Raw genomic sequence first — 14,799 nt, forward strand, 5'->3', positions numbered from 1 at the left:
ATGCAACATTCAACAGAGTGCCAGCGGAGATATGCACACGCAGAGCGCGCACGGGGTGCGAATCTGTCACCAACCGGCAGGCTGTGGCCAGCACTTATGGGTCAGTGACTCCTGTCGCCTGCCGAAGATTCATGGGCGCAAATCAGCCAGGCGTCAGTTCCCGCCCCTCCCGGCCGCCGCTGGGAGGGGCGGGTGTCTAGGTGGCCAGCTCGAGGTTGCTGACAGCGGTGGTCCACTCGACCCCCGAGGCTGCGCGGATGTAGGCCAAGCGCGGTTGGCGGGGCCGGCCGGAGGCGAAGCCGGCGGGTTCCTGGACAACGGCTGTCAGCCGGCCTGTTTGCCCGCAGGCGATGTCGCGAACGGTCTGACCGATCCAGGGGTGCGGCAGATGACAGAAGGTGTCCGTGTCTTGGCTGGCCACAGGTGTGCTCCATGCCTCGGTGGCGGGTGGTGGTGCACAGCGTGGCCCGAAAGCGGACGCAGGGCGAGGACATGGAGCGGCCTCTTGCTGGCCGCTTTGCGGACGTCTGTGGTCTCGTGCGGGTGATTCATGGCCGCGTCTCGGCCTGGCTGCGAGACTGGCCACCGCCCCTACGACTCATGGAGGTTGGGATGTCCCGACCGCTAGGCAATGCGCGGCTGAGGGCGGCGCGGCAGGCAGCGGGATACCGCTCGCAGCAGGATCTCGCGGACGCTCTGACTGCGCGCGGCCTGAGTGTCAGCGCCCGGCAGGTGCGCCGCTGGGAGTCTGCCGATCCGCCGGTGCCGTACCCGGATGTGCAGCGCGTGCTGGTGGACCTGTTGGGCGTTGCGTCGATCGAGGATCTCGGCTTCACTGCCGCGCAGCCCGTCGGGGCCGGCCGCGTCTTGCGTACTCCGCCAGGCGCCCCCATCGCTGTGCCGAACGCTGCTCAACCGGCGTCCGCGGCCTCGGCTTTCGCGGCGGTCACGCGCGCTCACCGGCGTCTGTACTGGACGGTCGCGCCGGCCACTCTGCATCCGTCGGTGGTGGCGCACACCGCTCTGGGCGCGGCACTGGTGCCGGCGACATCCGGTGTCATCCGGCGGACTGTCGCGGCGGCGCTCGCCGAGAGCTACCTGCTGGCCGGGCGCATCGAGTTCTTCGACCTGACCGAGCCGGGCCGGGCGCGTGAGACGTGGCTGCGTGCGCTGCAGGCCGCGGGCGACGCCGACGATGCCCTGTTGGGTGCCGCGATCCTCGCCCACAACGCGTTCGTGCCGGGCTGGGCGGGTGACCGGGCGGGAGCCGGCGAGCGGATGGCTATGGCCCGGACGGCCGCGCGGCGGGGTCCGGCATCGGCGGAGCTGCTGGCGTGGCTGGACGCGGTCGAGGCGGAGTGCGAGACCCGCTGCGGGAACACTCGGGCCGCCCTGAACCTGATCGGTCACGCCGAGGACGTGCTGGCCGCGGGCGGGGACGAGCGCAGCCCGGAGTGGTTGGACTGGTTCAGCCCGGTCCGGCTGGCGGCGTTCAAGGGGAACACGCAGCTGCGGGCGGGGCATCTGCCACAGTCCCGGGAGACTCTGCTGGGTGTGCTGGAGGCGCTGCCCCCGGATGCCGACAAGCAGCGGACGGTCGTGCTTGGCGACCTGGCCGCGGTGGAGGCGGCCGCCGGCAGGCCGGAGGCTGCGTGCGAGTACGCGGTGCGGGCGCTCGACCTGCTGGAGACGCACTGGTACGCGACGGGGATGGAGCGGGTCCGGGCCGTGCGGCGCGAGCTCGCCCCGTGGCAGGGCGAGCCGTGCGTCCGTGACCTGGATGACCGGCTGTACAGCTGGGGTGCGATGCTCAGCGCTCTCGCGAATTGAACTCGGCGATGAGGCCCGGCAGCTCGGCCAGCGATTCCACGCGGAACGTGGGCAGGGTCCGGGCCTCGTCGGTGTCCCATTGGATGGTGGCCCAGGGGCCGCGGCGGATGAGCGCGGTGTGCATGCCGGCGGCGGCGCCGGGGCGGAGGTCGTTGTCGACGCGGTCGCCGACGTAGAGGATCTCGTCGTTCTCGAAGGGCACGACCTCGGCGACCCGCTCGAAGAAGGTCGGGTCCGGCTTCGATGCGCCCCAGTCGTCGGAGGTGCCGATGAGGTCGACGTCCTCGGTGAAGAGCGAGCGCAGGATCCCGCCGGCCCTGACCGTCTGGTTGCCGGCGATGCCGAGCCACAGGCCGTCTGCGCGGAGCTTGGCGAGGGCGGGCCGCACGTCGGGGTAGAGGTCGCTCTCGTCGAAGTGCTCGGGCTGGCCGGCCGCGGCGCGGGCCTCGCGCTCGGCGGTCAGGTCGAAGCCGGGCTTGAACGGCTGGAACACCTCGCGGTAGTCACGGCCCTGGGCGATGACGGCGCCGAACATGGCGGCGAAAGTGTGGCGGGGGACGCCGAGCCAGTCGGCCCAAGTCCCGTACTCGCGGGTCTCGTCTACCAGGCACTCGCCGACGTCGAAGACAACTGCTCGAATCATGGGGTCACCCTATGGGCGGCCGGGGCGCTTGTGGGTGGTGCTCGCTATCCTGTGCGACATGATCCTCGATGGCATGTCCGCGGCCGAGCTGAACGACGCCATCCGCGGCCTGGTGCTGTCGGGCCGGGCCGGCTCGGAGGAGTACCGCCAGCTGGTCGACGCGTGGGTGGTGGCGATGCGGGCCGAGCAGGAGCTGGCCGCCTAGGATCGCCCGGTGGCTATCGAACTGACTCCCGACCTGATCCGCTTGCAGACCGCCTCCGACGAGGCATGGGCCGAGGTCCGGGAGAACCCGTCCGACGAGGGCTGGGAGCTGTGGCGAGAGCGGGCCGCCGAGGTGCAGACCGCGGTCACCGAGTACGCGAAGGCCATCGGGGAGCCGCGGAATCAGGTCGAGGCGGAGCTGAAGAAGGCCGTCCGACACCTCGGCGAAGAGGAGTCGTAGGGGCCGGGCCGGGGCTTGATGCCCCTCCCGGACGCACGGGTTCGCGCGGCCCGACCCAGCGCAAGCGGTGTACAGCCGCTTGGCACGCCTGCCCGTATCAGGGGCTCACTGCCACACTAGCGGACAGACCTGAGGCCTGACAGTGCTCCGCCCGCCGGGCACGCATCCGGCGGGCGGGCGAGTCCGAGTAGCAGCCGCAGCCAGCGGGCAATCGCTCGGATGTGATGTGTTCATGCTCCCACCTGGCACTGACAGTGGTCATGCGTCGATCAGCGTAGACTCGAACATATGTCCGATCTGCCGCCCGACCTGCCTCGCCTCCGCACCCTGGAGACGTGGCTCGCTCTGAGCCTCGAGCGGGTCCGGCAGCAGATCACGGAAGCCGAAGCGCAGGCCGCGGCCGACGCTGCCCGCCGCGAGCCGCTCCCGCCGCCAGCGTGGTTGATCGAGCAGGGCATCGGCGTCGGCCACCGCCCCGTCCGCGTGCACGTCGGCACCTGCTGGGACGCCTCGAAGCGCTGCCGGCCAGCGTCCGCAGACCAGGCGCGACAGGCCCTCGTTGACGGGGTTGAGGCGTGCCCGCACTGTCGGCCCGACACGGAGCTCGGCGTGCTGGACTGAGCCCCTCAAGCCTCCGACCTGCGACTGCGCGTCCGCCCTTAAGTCCCTTGTCACTCTTTCGAGTTACCCCTCTTGCCAACTTCGCTGTACGTACAGCATAGTTGAGGCATCGCAAGGGGAGGGGAACCCGATGAACACCAGCACCGCCGCCGCCGAGGCCAAGGTCACCGTCGCCACCATCCGCACCTGGGCCCGCCGCGGAGTCATCGCCGCCACCAAGACCGCCGGCCGCTGGGTCATTGACGCCACCTCCCTCGCCCGCCGAATCGCCATCGGAGCCCGCCGCCGCAAGGAGGCCAAGACCGTGGAGATCACCCCTGAGAACCTTGTCGCAATCGGTGGAAGCCGCTGGCAGCGCGGCGACATGGACCGCATCTACTTCAACAACCCCGCCCAGCTCGCCGGCCTCGAGACCAGCCACTACAAGACCGGCAACATCTCCGGCGCTTACTGGCAGGGTGAACTGATCTCCAACAGCCAGGGCTACAAGCTCGCCACCAGCATCGACAAGCTCTGGTACGACCTGGCCGATGGACAGTTCCACTGCCGCTTCGGCTTTGGCGAGTCCCGCGAAGCCAGCCGCCTCGAAGTTTTCCACGCCGCCGTCGCCGGCATCCGCAACGCCATCGCAGCCCTCTAACCGCAAGGAGACGACCATGACCTACCGGACGACCACCTCATACGGCACCTGGTGCAACACGATCAACAACTACGAGACCAGCCCCGAGACCGACCTCAACAACTACCTCGGCAGCGAAGACGCCGACAACTACGACATGGACAGCATCCACCTCGCATACCGCCAGGCCATCGACGCGGCGCTCCCGTCCGACATCTCCCTGTGCGGCGACGAGTTCATCGGCCCGGCCTACCCCGAGCCCGGCGAGTTCGACGGCTACCCGCAGGACGAGGATGGCGCCCTCGACCTGAAGGCGATCATCGAGGGAATCGACTTCGACCCGGCCGACATCTTCGAACGTTACGAGCTGTACACGCTGGACGCCATCGGCCGCTGGCTGCTCGAGTCCAAGGCGAAAGACCCGGCGAAGGCCGCAGCGGCAGCCATGTCCCGGCTGGGCCTGAAGCCCTTCAAGTACCGGCCGCACCCGGACAGCGGGCGGGTGCAGGCCCTCTACCGGGTCGGCGACGTCAAGGACGCTCTCGCCGCCCGTCCGGGCCGGGGCGCCCGCACCGACAAGCAGGACCAGTCAGCGTGAACGTCCGCCCGTCCCACCTCCCCAGGATGCGTCGGCAGTTCCTCAGCCATCTCGACAGCCCCGCCTCGCAGCTTCGCTCGAAGATGGGCGAAGGCCTGCAGTCAGGCTTAGATGGGCTCGCAACCAATCTGCGCAACGCCGACATGTACTGGGTGACCCCTGAGATGGCGGCCCTGGCCATGTCGGCCGGCGCCCAGCTTGCCGCGGCGCGGTGGGCCGTCGTGGACCGCCCGTCTCCCTGTGGTCTCCTCTGGTGGGCAGACGGAATCGGCTCCATGGACACCGGTGGGGTACAGATTCCAGTTGAGGGCATCGTCTGGGGGCCCCACGAAAGGGGTCTCATGGTGTGGCTGCTCATGTCCCGCAGTCGCCTCGCAAGCGAGGTGCAGTCCCGGAACGGCATGACTCTCGTCGCCGATCAGATGCCGCCCATGATCCCAATTTACGGGGAAACTCTGCCGGTGACCGCCGAGCCGGTCTCGCTGGCAGGACTCGACGGACAGCTGCCGGCCCCGATCGTGGCAGCCTTGGCGGCCGCATGGCTGCTGATGCAACAGCCTGCGCTGGTTGAGCGTGTCAAGGAGCGGCCGCCTGCGGCTGAGGCGCGGAGCTCTGCTAGGGCGGGGCTGGGAGATCCCGAGGTGACCGTGACGACGCTCCGCCGGCAGTACCTGCCCGGGACGCAGGATGCTGTCGAGGGGGACGATGTAGCAGGTCGCCGCTACCGCCACCGATGGGTCGTCTCAGGGCACTGGCGAAACCAAGCCCACGGGCCTGACCGGATGCTCCGCAGGCAGACTTGGATCCCGGCCTATGTGAAAGGGCCCGACGGTGCGCCCATGTTGAGCACAGAGAAGGTCAATGTGTGGCGCAGGTGAACCGGCCTAATCCTCGGCAATGAGGGTTCCGGGTTCTGCTTGCGGCTGGGATCGCCGGGGGCGTAACGTGCCCCGCATCGCCTCTGTGGGCGAAGTTGGGTCCGCCGGGGCTTCATCAAGGCGAGGCGGACCCTCTGAGCGCCCATCCCCTGAGGGGGTGGGCGCTCAGGCGTTTCCGGGTCGAGGGGCCTCGTGAAACACACAGAGCCCCTGCCCGAAGGCGGGGGCTCTAGCGCATAACGTTCCCTTAAGTCCTAGTCAGAGCCCGATGCCCTCGGACGCAGCCTCGGTCCAGGCGTCAGCCTCCTGGATGTAGCCCCAGAACACTGGCGAGTTGGCGGCGTGCCCGGACTGGGCCCGAATCTTCTCTTCTCGTTTGCCGGCCTTGCGGGCGGCGGTGATGAACCCGGACCGCATGCTGTGTCCGGTAAGGCGGACGGCGATCCCTGCTCGCTCGGCGCTGCGGGCGATGATCTCGCGGCAGCCGCTGGCGGACAGGGCCGTGGTGCCGAGCTGCCCGTGGACATCGATGGGCAGGAAGGCCGGCCCGCTGGTGATGCCCGCGGCTGCTCGCCAGGTGAGCCAGGCGCGGACGGGGCAGGTGTCCGGGTTGGCGCCGTAGGCGACCCGGACCTTGCGGCCGGGGAGGCCTTTGACCGACGGGACCTGTACGTCGAGGCCTTCGCTGACGAGGGTGATGCCGTCGGCGCGGAGAGCAGCAACCTCGGCGGAGCGGCCAGCGATGCCGAACGCCATGAGCCAGAGCGCGCGGTCGCGGATGCCGGTGAGGCTGGCAGGTGCGGCGGCGGCCATCTGCTGGAGCTGCTGGAGGGTGGCTGCTGCTGCCTTGCCTCGGCCGCGGGCCATCCGGTCGGGGTCGAGCTTGAGCGGCTTGAGGGCTTGGCGTGCGGCTTCGGTCGCGGCCTTCGGGACCTCGGCGCCCTGGGCTCGAGCGGTGACGGTGACGCCGGTGATGCGCCGGTCGATGCTGTTGGGCGCGGCGAGCTTGACCGTGTCGAGCCAGACGACGAACCCGACGAGCGTCCCCTTGGTGACGGCGGTCAGCGGCAGTTCGTGGCCGGTGCGTTCGGCGAGCCAGCGGTGGAATTCCCGCCACAGAGCCCAGTCGTTCTGGTACCCGCGCTTCGTATTGTGGGGGCGGATCCGGTCGAGGTGCTCCTCGGCAGCCTGCTCCATCGCGGCGAGGACGGCGAGGGTCGCCGGGTCGTAGGCGGCCGGGCTGGTGCCGGGCTGGAGTGGGACGAGGTCGGTCACGTGGTCTCCAAATCGGGGTACGGTACGGGCGGTGCCCCGGCTGCTTCCTTCAGCCGGGGCACCGTTCGCGTAGGGCAGTCTCAGAACCGCCACCAGCCGTCATAGCCGGGCGGGAGAGCTGGGTAGTTGGCAAGCATCGGCTGGAGCACTGCAAGGTGCTGGGCGACGATCTCGGGCCGTTCGGCACCCCAGTAACCGACGCCGTCCCAACGTCCCTGACAGTCGCCGCCGTAGCGGCCGTCCTCGTGTTGCTCGAGGAATGCGCGCGCCGAGGCAGGCTCGGGGTACTGGAGATCCCATAGCTCGCCGATGCAGGCGACGGTCATGCCGTTGCGGCGGCGGAACCATACGGCCCCGATCCGGCCGTCAAAGTAGTAGTCGTTGCGCCCCTGAGGAGTCTCCATCCGACTGCCGTGCAGGCTGCCGAGATCGACGGCGTAAGGCTTCCGGCTGATGAGGAACCGATCTTCGCGGATCATGCGGCATCTCCGTCTGCGGGGTTGGTGATGGTGACGCCGTCCCGAGTTCGGGACAGGACGCGGCCGTACTCGCGCTTGGGGTCGTCCCAGCCGCCACCTCCTCCGTCGAAGGTGAGGGTCTTCTTGTTGACCCGCTTGACTCGGTAGGTGCTGGTAGACGTTTCGAAGGTGCGAACGGTGACGGTGTCGCCGACTTGGAAGTCGGCGGGTCCCCACGGGCGGGACTGGGTTGCGATGGTGTCGGCGATTTCGGTCCGCGCTTCAGCGTCCGCCTTTGCCCACTTCGCCTTCGCCTGAGCACGCTCGGCCGCTATGTAGGAGTCGAGGGCTCGGTCGGAGGCGGCGTCTGCCCGGGTCTTGGCCCGGCGGGCGCTGCGGTACGAATGGTGGCCAGGGAGAAGCGGTTGACCGCCAGCGAATCGGCCGTACATGTCGGACGCTCGCTTGGAGCGCTGTTCCGCCTCGGCCGTCAGCTTGTCTGCCTTCCGCTGGGCTGCGTCCGCCGCTTTGCGGCTTCGGTCTGCATCCATGGTGCATTCCTCCTGCATGCAGGCGGTTTCTGTATTACAAGAATGCTCCGTCCGCTGCCCCTTGTCAACCGGTCAAAGCAGGTGGATGCTAATTTCTGTATGACAGCAATCGAGGGAGGGGTCATGGTGGGCAGGCCAGCAACAGGTCAGACGCCGGTCAAGAGCTTCCGGCCGCCGCCGGCACTCTGGGCCGAGCTGGAGCGGATCGCCGCGGCTGAGGGGCGCAAGACGTCAGAGGCCCTCGTTGAGGCTGTGCATGACTGGGTGAGGAAGAAGAGTCGAGAGCGGGGCGGAGCTAGCCGTGACTGAGCGCACCGCCCTTTACCGCCTTTTCGCCGCGGATGGGGAGCTTCTCTATGTGGGCATCACCAACGACACTGCGACTCGCTGGTCGTACCACGCGCGCCAGAAGGCTTGGTGGGTCGACGTGGCGAACAGGACGGTTGAGTGGCACGAGGGGCGCCCGGCAGCGGCCCGAGCTGAAGCCATCGCCATTCGGGCGGAGCGGCCTCGGTGGAACGTCATCCAGCCGAATGAGGATGGCAAGTTCGCCCCTGTGGGGTCCGGACGCCCAGCCACCGGGCGCACGCCGAAGCGCAACATTCGGGTCGCGGACGACCTGTGGGAGGCGGCGAAGGTAGAGGCTGCCGCAGAGGGCCGCCCGCTGACCGACGTGATCCTTGGGAACCTGCATCGGTACGTGAACCGGCGGCGGCGCGAGCGAGGGGCGGCCGGCGGCGAATCGCGACCCTTTGAAGAGTCGGACAATACCCCCAAATGACACTGCCGATATGGCATCTTATCCAAGGTGCGGTTCCCCAACCGGGCGGCGGTACGTGGGGGTTATCGCGGGCCAGCACCTTCGGGCACAACAAAGCGCCCCACCGCGGCGGCGGTGGGGCGGCTCACACTCCAGTTCGGTTGTACTCGTCGACCGCGTCAGGCGGCGCCGGCGGCTCTATCCCGTGGGATCGCATCTGCCCGGTCAGCTGTCCCACATACGAGGAGAACGCGCGGACGAGAACCTCGAGTCGATGGAGCCGGCCACGGAGCGACCCGTTCTCCTCGTCGACTCGTTTCACCGTCACCTCGAGGATTCGCAAGTCCTCGGCCCGCATTGCTGGCGCCGCGGTGACGAACGCCGCGGCCCTCGTCGCCTCGGCCGTTGCCTCTGCCGCCGCCTTCGTCGCTCTTGCCGCGAACACGCCGGCAACGATGACGCCCAGCGCGCCGATCGCCGCGACGACTCCTGACCAGATGCTCATCCGCCCTCAGCTTTCTGGGCCGAGCACTCTGGCACTTCATACTCCGGCACCGTGCTGGCCCACAGGATCACCCCCACGTGGGAGGTCAGGTACCAGACGGCGACCCATGCGCCGCGGGAGAAGTCGCCGCTGATGACAGCGGCGAGGTATGCGATCGCCCACACGGCCGGCGGTACCAGTGCGGCGACGAATCCCGCCCCGTCGCGTCCTACTCTGAGGAACGCGGAGGCGGTGGTGATGAGCCCGGCAACGATCCATAGCCAAGCCCAGGCTTGTATGGGATACCAGTGCGTCAGGAGCCCGAGGCCCTGGGTGCTGGGCGGGTTGGTGAGGAAGCCGACCCCCCAGCAGGTCTTGCCGACACCCAAGATCAGGAGAAAGGCGCCGCGGCGGCCCAGCAGTGCGCGGCACCGCCGGACCGCACGGCACCACATCTACACGCTCCGGACGGGCAGCGGCGCCCTCGCGGGGACCGGTGCGGTGATCTGCGTCCGGTCCCACATCGCGACGACCGCAGACGCCGCGGCGAGGACGACAGCCTGCTGCTCAGCGGACCAGTCCAGGCCGAAGCCGACGGCCAGCGCGAGGACGGCCTGAGCGAAACCGAGGACGGCGGCGCCGATCGCGTCGTGCGCCATCACCGCCAGGACCAGGCCGACGGCAGCCGCAGCGACCGCGTTGATGACGGCCTGCTGCTCGGCTGACACGTCGAGGCCGAAGGCGGCGAGCAGCTTCACAACGATGGCGACGAGGCCGAGCCAGAGCGCCGGCTCTCTTCCGAAGAGCTTCATGTCAGTCCCTTCAGCCCCTGAGGGCGGCGTCGTAAGCGTGGAGCTGGTTGTACTCGTCGTCGCGGTTCGCCGGGATCCAGTAGTCGATCTCGGGGAAGCCCCACAGGGTGTACTCGGCGGCGGTGATGCGGCGGCAGTAGCCGGACGGCCAGATGCCGAAGACGGCCTTGCCGTCGCCCTGCTCGGGCTGCCCCTTGACGAGGATGATCCCCTCGGGCTTGGTGCGGGCCGGCGCGGGCGGGTTGGTGGGAGGCGTGGTCATGGGTCAGACTCCGATCGCTCGGTAGGCGCCCGGCCGGCGGCGCCGACTGGGGGCGGGGGTGGGTACGGGCGGGATGGTGGGCGCCGGAGGCTGGGCGCCGGTTGCGCGGGCGACGATCGCGGGGAAGATCACGCTCCTGAACTGCGCCACCCTGGCGTCGCCTGGGCAATCAGTGCCGCCGACTGCCCAGGCGGCGTGGAGCCGGTGGTAGCCGTAGCCAGGGTCGGAGGCGGTGCGGCAGATCCGGAGCGGGATGCCGTGGCGCTGGTGGAGCCACACGCCGAGCTTGATGAGCTCCTCAACCTGGGAGTCGGTCCAGGGGTCGCTGTGGTCGTCATTGGACGCCGTCTCGATGGACACCGCGCCCGTGCCGTCCGGCCGCCGATTGGCCAGGTAGTTGGCGTCAGCCCTGGTCTGGGTGCCGATGTACTGGGCGGGCGGGCCCGAGTACCCGAGCCCGAAATGGGACTCGAGGTTGGTAGTCTCCCAGTACTCGTAGAGCCGCTGCGGGTCCCACGGGGCGGCGATGCTGTGCAGGATGAACTGGGTCGGGTCGATCGCAGGCTGCGCGTCGCTTTCCGGTTGGAGCTCCATCTTGGTGGCTCCGGGATACCAGGCCATGAGGCCTCCTCTCAGGGGTTCTGCGGCCTCAGGCTGGCCAGCCAGTCGAGGTGATCGAGGGCCTGCTGAACGCACTCGGCGACCGCCTGCTGGACGACGTTTGGGTTGGGGGCCCATGTGCCCGCGGAGTAGGCCTGTTTTGAGACCATGCCGAGCTGGTAGGCGGTCCAGTCGTTCGGGTCCAGGACGACGATCTGGGCGCTGACGGTGGGGGTGTCGCGCTGGCCGGGTGACGCGTCGGCCACCCAGACATCGACGCTGAACCCCTGTTCCTGCACGGGTTGGCGTGCGCGGCCGACGTAGTCCAGGGCGATACCCCAGGGCTGATTCGGATCGATGTCCACGGTGCTCCTCAGGATGAGCGGGACCACAGGCCGAAGCAGGACACGGTGCAGGTGCCGGCGCCTGACGTCCGCTGGACCTGGATATAGAGGGAGCCGGCGTCACCGTGGGCGAGGCCGTGCTCGATGGGGTCGACGGTAAAACTGGCGGCGACCTCGGTGCCGCTTGCTGTGGTGGTCGAACCGAGTTGGGTGACGGTGCCGCCGACGTCGAGGACGAGGCGGGCCTGAGCGACGGTGCTGGCCGGCGCGGCCACCGAGTACTCGGCGAAGATCACCGGGTTCTGCACCTGCCAGGTGCCGCGGTACATCGTCGTCCAGGTGCCCGCGGTGAAGGTCAGGGCGGTGGCCGCCATGGGGATCGGCAGCCACGGCCGCCGCAGGCCCCATGTAGAGGTGTCCTCGCTGAGGATCTCGCTGCCGGCCAAGTCGTACCACGCCCACGTGCTGCCGAGGCGGGCTGCTGCGGTCCCGTCCGACCGCCGCAGCCATGGGATGAGGTTGGCGGCCCTTTCGGCCAGCTCTCGGCGCACGCCTGCGAGGGTCCTCCCGAGGTCGGATGGTTGGGAGGGGAAGTGATCCTGGCGGCGCATCAGTCCTCCAGGAGGATCGGCGTCAGCTTGTCGGCGCCGGCGTCGAGGTCCCAGCCCCAGGCGCGGGCAGTGACGAGGACGCCGGCCGGGTGGCGCGGCGATGTGTCGGGGGCGACGGCGAGGGTGATGGTGTCCCCGAGTCCCCAGTCCGTACCGAGGCGCGGCGCCGCGGATGCTGCGGCCTGCAGGGTCCAGGCCCGGGATCCGGTGCGCATGAGGGCGAGGCTTTGGGCGGCGTGGGCGTCGAGCTGGCCGGTGTCGGTGACGCCGGCGCCGGGGTTGTAGCGGTACTCCCACAGGCACCAGCCGGCGGCGAGCAGGTCATCGGCCGTGTGGACGGCGCTGGATGTGCGGCCGCCGCCCTGGGTGTCCCCGCGGGCGATGACCTGCGTGGCGCCGCGGCCACGCTCGTAGGACTCGGTCAGGGTGTAGTCGGCGACGCACCCCGGCATGTCGAAGACGGTGGCCGGGATGTCGGGCTGAATGCCGATCGCGGGGTGGATACGCAGGATCAGCTCGACGCTGGTTTGGGCCGTGTCCGCCCAGACCGTGTCGATGGTCCATTCCGGCGCGCCGTCCTGTCCGTCGAGCTCCTGCAGGACGGAAAGGATCGTCTTGTCGTCCTCGTCGGTGACCGTGTAGTCCATGGTGCTGCCGGTGGGCAGGTCGTCGATGACGAATGGCGGCCCGTCGGTGAGCAGCGGCGCGGCCACGCCGGCCATGACGGTGGATCGGTCGACACCGGTGCCGCTGTAGGCGGCGTACCGGCGGTCTAGGTAGCACTCGGAGGAGGCCGCGGTGAAGGTCACGGCGTTGGCCGAGCCGCCGACGCGCGGCAGCGGGATCCCGGACCACAGCGGGACCGCGGTGGCCGTATCGACGGCGACGAGGAGTGTGCGTGCCGGGTCGGTCGCCGCCTCCCACTCCAGCGGCGCCCCCACCAGGTCGAGCGACAGGCTGGTGTTGGTGACCGAGCCGATCCGCCGAGACAGCGGCCCCGTGGCCCTCAGCGCTGGCAGCTCCTCGGCGATCCGGCCGGTCCGCAGATCGCACGCCAGCCAGGTGATCTCAACTGCGTTCATCAGCTGGCGGCCTCATACGTGAGCGACCAGGTGATGATGTTCCCGTTAGCCGCCGCGACAGGTGCCGTATTGCTGACGTTCTGCGTGGACGACGAGTTCGCCCCCGACTTTACGACGAAGTCGATCGCAGTGCCGCCGGGGGCGAGAAAGCACTGCCCGATGTAGTCGTTATCACCGGGCTTCACGTATGAGAAGACCCCGCGCCACGTGGGCATGCTGCCCCCGGACGCCGCCGTGACCGGCACCGACATCCGCCACAACCCCGTACCGCCGTTGCTGGTGGAGCCGAGGGTGAGCGTTCCCATCCAGTTGATCAAGCGGCCGTTGCGACACCAGCGCGATACCAGCGTGCCGTTGCCGAGCGTCGGGTTGGTCGTACTCGCCGTCCACGTCGGCGTGAACGACGTCCAAACGCCCTGCGCCTGCCACGCCGAGCCGGTCCAGATCTCCAGGCCGGCGGACACCGTGTTGTAACGGACCTGCCCGGCGTACAGGCCGGACGCAGCGATGTCCGTGGCTGAGGAGACCGGCAGGATCCCGCCTGGGGCAACAGTAAGTTGACGGACCGCGCTGGACACGGTGGCCGCGCCCGTACCGCCGCCACCGGTAGACGGCACGGTGATCGTGGCGAGCGGGATGTAGATCTCGGTGGCGCCTGGCGTCGGAGCGACCGGGGATGCGGAAGCAGTGCCGGCGAGATAGACCGTGTCGGCCTTGAGGAGGCCACTGGAGTCCACCGACGTGTCCCATATCCGCAGGTACACCAGATCGATCCGCGAAAAGGAGGCATTGGCTGCAGCGAGCGTTCCTGGTGACGTCGCTGCGAGCTGGGCCCGGTACACGCCCTGCGTCGAGCGGTAGCAGGTCGCCGTGCCCGCTGTGACGTTGACGGTAGTCCCAGACAGGCTGACCGCCAGGCCGGGATCTCCTGGACGGATGCCAGCGCGCGAGCCGAGCGCGGTGCCGTCGGCCATCACCAGCGCACTGTCCATCTTGCGGAGTTCGGTCTCGTCGTAGGAGAGCGACGGGAGCCAGAGCGGATCGGTGGCGACCATGCGGCCTCCTCACAGCCAGGCGGAGCGGCAGGTGCCGGTCAGCAGCGCGGATGGGTCGTAGACGGGCGAGGACCATGAGTACGTGACGCTCGAGTTCGCCGGGATCTCCGGCCATGTACCGGAGAAGTACAGGCGCCGCGAGGCGGTGCCATTGAGGATGACGGTCCGGGCGGCACTGTCGATGACCAGCACGTCACCCACCTGCAGGGTGGCGCCGTAGGCGATCTGCGTCACGGAGCCGCCAGGCAAGGCGGCCACGATCGTCGGCGTGACGACGGGGCCTGTGATCGTCAGAGTCGGTCGGGTTGCCATCGACCCAGCGTTGGTGAGCGTGATCGACCCGGCGACCGTGGTTGCCGAGATGGCGACCGGCAGCGTTACCGGCAGCGTCAGGCCGCCAGTCACGCTGGGCAGCGCTGTCGACTGAGACAGCAAAGTGGTGCTGTACCGGCGCGGGTCCGCCGCGGTGACGAGCAGGGAGTACTCCGCGATCCGATCGGTGAGCGGTTGTATCAGAGTCGCCCCCGAACGGCGGACCGTCGCCTGCTTGGGGATCGTCTCGTACACAGTGAGGGTGGTGTCCGTGAGGGCCACCGCCGCTATCAGCTGCTCCATCGCCGTGTCGAGAGAGGCGAGGCCGGGAGCCTCGATCTTTCCCTTGAGGGCAATGGGTCTCTGGCTTAGGTAGACCGGCGCCCCCCAGGCTCCGTGGTCGGCCTCTCGCGGCGTGTACTCGGCTCGCAGGTCGGACCCGTCCCAGCCGTCGAGCCCCTGGAGATGCCAGGCGACGCCGGCCGCATCCACAGCCCCTAGGGTGAGGGAGCCGAGGTCGGCTCTCCTGCCCCCGAGGGACGCGCCGGGAATGTACGGC

The 14,799-nt window shown here is 69.2% G+C and carries 23 protein-coding genes; 8 read left to right on the forward strand and 15 right to left on the reverse strand.

Annotation, left to right across the window (positions count from 1 at the left end; translation table 11 throughout):
* Positions 1-196: 196 nt before the first annotated feature.
* Positions 197-421: a hypothetical protein gene (locus AB0953_RS16325; protein WP_366860113.1), complete on the reverse strand. Its 225-nt coding sequence runs from the start codon at positions 419-421 to the stop codon at positions 197-199.
* A 191-nt stretch (positions 422-612) separates the two neighbouring features.
* On the opposite strand from AB0953_RS16325, the gene AB0953_RS16330 reads away from it, so the two are divergent.
* Complete coding sequence (locus AB0953_RS16330; RefSeq protein ID WP_366860114.1) at positions 613-1,830, forward strand: transcriptional regulator; 1,218 nt, start codon at positions 613-615, stop codon at positions 1,828-1,830.
* Here AB0953_RS16330 and AB0953_RS16335 read toward each other — a convergent pair.
* Complete coding sequence (locus AB0953_RS16335) at positions 1,811-2,473, reverse strand: HAD family hydrolase (RefSeq protein ID WP_366860115.1); 663 nt, start codon at positions 2,471-2,473, stop codon at positions 1,811-1,813. The two genes, AB0953_RS16330 and AB0953_RS16335, sit on opposite strands and share 20 nt — an antisense overlap.
* 58 nt (positions 2,474-2,531) lie before the next feature.
* Between AB0953_RS16335 and AB0953_RS16340 the strand changes: the two genes are divergently transcribed.
* The 6 genes from AB0953_RS16340 (at position 2,532) to AB0953_RS16365 (ending at position 5,634) form a co-directional block, all read left to right on the forward strand.
* Complete coding sequence (locus tag AB0953_RS16340) at positions 2,532-2,678, forward strand: hypothetical protein (protein ID WP_366860116.1); 147 nt, start codon at positions 2,532-2,534, stop codon at positions 2,676-2,678.
* Between the two features lie 9 nt (positions 2,679-2,687).
* Entirely contained in the window at positions 2,688-2,918 is a 231-nt protein-coding gene (locus tag AB0953_RS16345; protein WP_366860117.1) for a hypothetical protein, read from the forward strand.
* A 288-nt stretch (positions 2,919-3,206) separates the two neighbouring features.
* Positions 3,207-3,539 (forward strand): DUF6233 domain-containing protein, encoded by a 333-nt coding sequence (locus AB0953_RS16350; RefSeq protein ID WP_366860118.1) that lies wholly within the window; start codon positions 3,207-3,209, stop codon positions 3,537-3,539.
* Between the two features lie 130 nt (positions 3,540-3,669).
* The gene (locus AB0953_RS16355) at positions 3,670-4,179 is read left to right on the forward strand and encodes a hypothetical protein (RefSeq protein WP_366860119.1); all 510 of its coding nucleotides are present in this window, start codon (positions 3,670-3,672) and stop codon (positions 4,177-4,179) included.
* Positions 4,180-4,195: 16 nt separating this feature from the next.
* Positions 4,196-4,756 (forward strand): hypothetical protein, encoded by a 561-nt coding sequence (locus AB0953_RS16360; protein WP_366860120.1) that lies wholly within the window; start codon positions 4,196-4,198, stop codon positions 4,754-4,756.
* Complete coding sequence (locus AB0953_RS16365; protein WP_366860121.1) at positions 4,753-5,634, forward strand: hypothetical protein; 882 nt, start codon at positions 4,753-4,755, stop codon at positions 5,632-5,634. The genes AB0953_RS16360 and AB0953_RS16365 overlap by 4 nt, the downstream gene beginning before the upstream one ends.
* A gap of 258 nt (positions 5,635-5,892) precedes the next feature.
* Here AB0953_RS16365 and AB0953_RS16370 read toward each other — a convergent pair whose 3' ends face one another.
* The 3 genes from AB0953_RS16370 to AB0953_RS16380 form a co-directional block, all read right to left on the reverse strand.
* Positions 5,893-6,909, reverse strand: a complete 1,017-nt coding sequence (locus tag AB0953_RS16370) for a hypothetical protein (RefSeq protein ID WP_366860122.1) — start codon at positions 6,907-6,909, stop codon at positions 5,893-5,895.
* Between the two features lie 80 nt (positions 6,910-6,989).
* Positions 6,990-7,388: a hypothetical protein gene (locus AB0953_RS16375; RefSeq protein ID WP_366860123.1), complete on the reverse strand. Its 399-nt coding sequence runs from the start codon at positions 7,386-7,388 to the stop codon at positions 6,990-6,992.
* A complete protein-coding gene (locus tag AB0953_RS16380) occupies positions 7,385-7,918 on the reverse strand; it encodes a DUF3560 domain-containing protein (protein ID WP_366860124.1) in 534 nt (177 codons plus the stop codon). The genes AB0953_RS16375 and AB0953_RS16380 overlap by 4 nt, the downstream gene beginning before the upstream one ends.
* Positions 7,919-8,219: 301 nt before the next feature.
* Here AB0953_RS16380 and AB0953_RS16385 point away from each other — a divergent pair, with 301 nt between their 5' ends.
* Positions 8,220-8,699 carry a GIY-YIG nuclease family protein gene (locus AB0953_RS16385; RefSeq protein ID WP_366860125.1) on the forward strand — a complete coding sequence of 160 codons (480 nt, stop codon included), beginning with the start codon at positions 8,220-8,222 and terminating at the stop codon, positions 8,697-8,699.
* A gap of 124 nt (positions 8,700-8,823) precedes the next feature.
* Here AB0953_RS16385 and AB0953_RS16390 read toward each other — a convergent pair whose 3' ends face one another.
* The 10 genes from AB0953_RS16390 to AB0953_RS16435 all read right to left on the reverse strand — a co-directional run bounded on the left by AB0953_RS16390 (position 8,824) and on the right by AB0953_RS16435 (position 14,732).
* Entirely contained in the window at positions 8,824-9,183 is a 360-nt protein-coding gene (locus AB0953_RS16390; RefSeq protein WP_366860126.1) for a hypothetical protein, read from the reverse strand.
* On the reverse strand, positions 9,180-9,551 hold the full coding sequence (locus tag AB0953_RS16395) for a hypothetical protein (protein WP_366860127.1): 372 nt from the start codon (positions 9,549-9,551) through the stop codon (positions 9,180-9,182). Before AB0953_RS16395 ends, AB0953_RS16390 begins: the two co-directional genes overlap by 4 nt.
* A 66-nt stretch (positions 9,552-9,617) precedes the next feature.
* Complete coding sequence (locus AB0953_RS16400; RefSeq protein ID WP_366860128.1) at positions 9,618-9,974, reverse strand: hypothetical protein; 357 nt, start codon at positions 9,972-9,974, stop codon at positions 9,618-9,620.
* Between the two features lie 10 nt (positions 9,975-9,984).
* A complete protein-coding gene (locus tag AB0953_RS16405; protein ID WP_366860129.1) occupies positions 9,985-10,236 on the reverse strand; it encodes a hypothetical protein in 252 nt (83 codons plus the stop codon).
* Between the two features lie 3 nt (positions 10,237-10,239).
* Entirely contained in the window at positions 10,240-10,857 is a 618-nt protein-coding gene (locus AB0953_RS16410; RefSeq protein ID WP_366860130.1) for an N-acetylmuramoyl-L-alanine amidase, read from the reverse strand.
* 11 nt (positions 10,858-10,868) lie between these two features.
* Positions 10,869-11,201 (reverse strand): hypothetical protein, encoded by a 333-nt coding sequence (locus AB0953_RS16415; RefSeq protein WP_366860131.1) that lies wholly within the window; start codon positions 11,199-11,201, stop codon positions 10,869-10,871.
* A gap of 8 nt (positions 11,202-11,209) precedes the next feature.
* Positions 11,210-11,731, reverse strand: a complete 522-nt coding sequence (locus AB0953_RS16420) for a hypothetical protein (protein WP_366860132.1) — start codon at positions 11,729-11,731, stop codon at positions 11,210-11,212.
* 59 nt (positions 11,732-11,790) lie between these two features.
* Complete coding sequence (locus tag AB0953_RS16425) at positions 11,791-12,873, reverse strand: hypothetical protein (protein WP_366860133.1); 1,083 nt, start codon at positions 12,871-12,873, stop codon at positions 11,791-11,793.
* On the reverse strand, positions 12,873-13,928 hold the full coding sequence (locus AB0953_RS16430; protein WP_366860134.1) for a hypothetical protein: 1,056 nt from the start codon (positions 13,926-13,928) through the stop codon (positions 12,873-12,875). The genes AB0953_RS16425 and AB0953_RS16430 overlap by 1 nt, the downstream gene beginning before the upstream one ends.
* A 9-nt stretch (positions 13,929-13,937) precedes the next feature.
* A complete protein-coding gene (locus AB0953_RS16435) occupies positions 13,938-14,732 on the reverse strand; it encodes a hypothetical protein (protein ID WP_366860135.1) in 795 nt (264 codons plus the stop codon).
* Between the last annotated feature and the right edge of the window lie 67 nt (positions 14,733-14,799).

The organism is Streptomyces sp. NPDC046866 (assembly GCF_040704625.1).
GTDB lineage: Bacteria > Actinomycetota > Actinomycetes > Streptomycetales > Streptomycetaceae > Streptomyces.

Coding starts and splice junctions, on each gene's coding strand:
- AB0953_RS16330 (WP_366860114.1), top strand. CDS start 613: ATGTCCCGACCGCTAGGCAATGCGCGGCTGAGGGCGGCGCGGCAGGCA.
- AB0953_RS16335 (WP_366860115.1), bottom strand. CDS start 2,473: ATGATTCGAGCAGTTGTCTTCGACGTCGGCGAGTGCCTGGTAGACGAG.
- AB0953_RS16340 (WP_366860116.1), top strand. CDS start 2,532: ATGATCCTCGATGGCATGTCCGCGGCCGAGCTGAACGACGCCATCCGC.
- AB0953_RS16350 (WP_366860118.1), top strand. CDS start 3,207: ATGTCCGATCTGCCGCCCGACCTGCCTCGCCTCCGCACCCTGGAGACG.
- AB0953_RS16355 (WP_366860119.1), top strand. CDS start 3,670: ATGAACACCAGCACCGCCGCCGCCGAGGCCAAGGTCACCGTCGCCACC.
- AB0953_RS16360 (WP_366860120.1), top strand. CDS start 4,196: ATGACCTACCGGACGACCACCTCATACGGCACCTGGTGCAACACGATC.
- AB0953_RS16375 (WP_366860123.1), bottom strand. CDS start 7,388: ATGATCCGCGAAGATCGGTTCCTCATCAGCCGGAAGCCTTACGCCGTC.
- AB0953_RS16380 (WP_366860124.1), bottom strand. CDS start 7,918: ATGGATGCAGACCGAAGCCGCAAAGCGGCGGACGCAGCCCAGCGGAAG.
- AB0953_RS16390 (WP_366860126.1), bottom strand. CDS start 9,183: ATGAGCATCTGGTCAGGAGTCGTCGCGGCGATCGGCGCGCTGGGCGTC.
- AB0953_RS16400 (WP_366860128.1), bottom strand. CDS start 9,974: ATGAAGCTCTTCGGAAGAGAGCCGGCGCTCTGGCTCGGCCTCGTCGCC.
- AB0953_RS16405 (WP_366860129.1), bottom strand. CDS start 10,236: ATGACCACGCCTCCCACCAACCCGCCCGCGCCGGCCCGCACCAAGCCC.
- AB0953_RS16410 (WP_366860130.1), bottom strand. CDS start 10,857: ATGGCCTGGTATCCCGGAGCCACCAAGATGGAGCTCCAACCGGAAAGC.
- AB0953_RS16425 (WP_366860133.1), bottom strand. CDS start 12,873: ATGAACGCAGTTGAGATCACCTGGCTGGCGTGCGATCTGCGGACCGGC.
- AB0953_RS16430 (WP_366860134.1), bottom strand. CDS start 13,928: ATGGTCGCCACCGATCCGCTCTGGCTCCCGTCGCTCTCCTACGACGAG.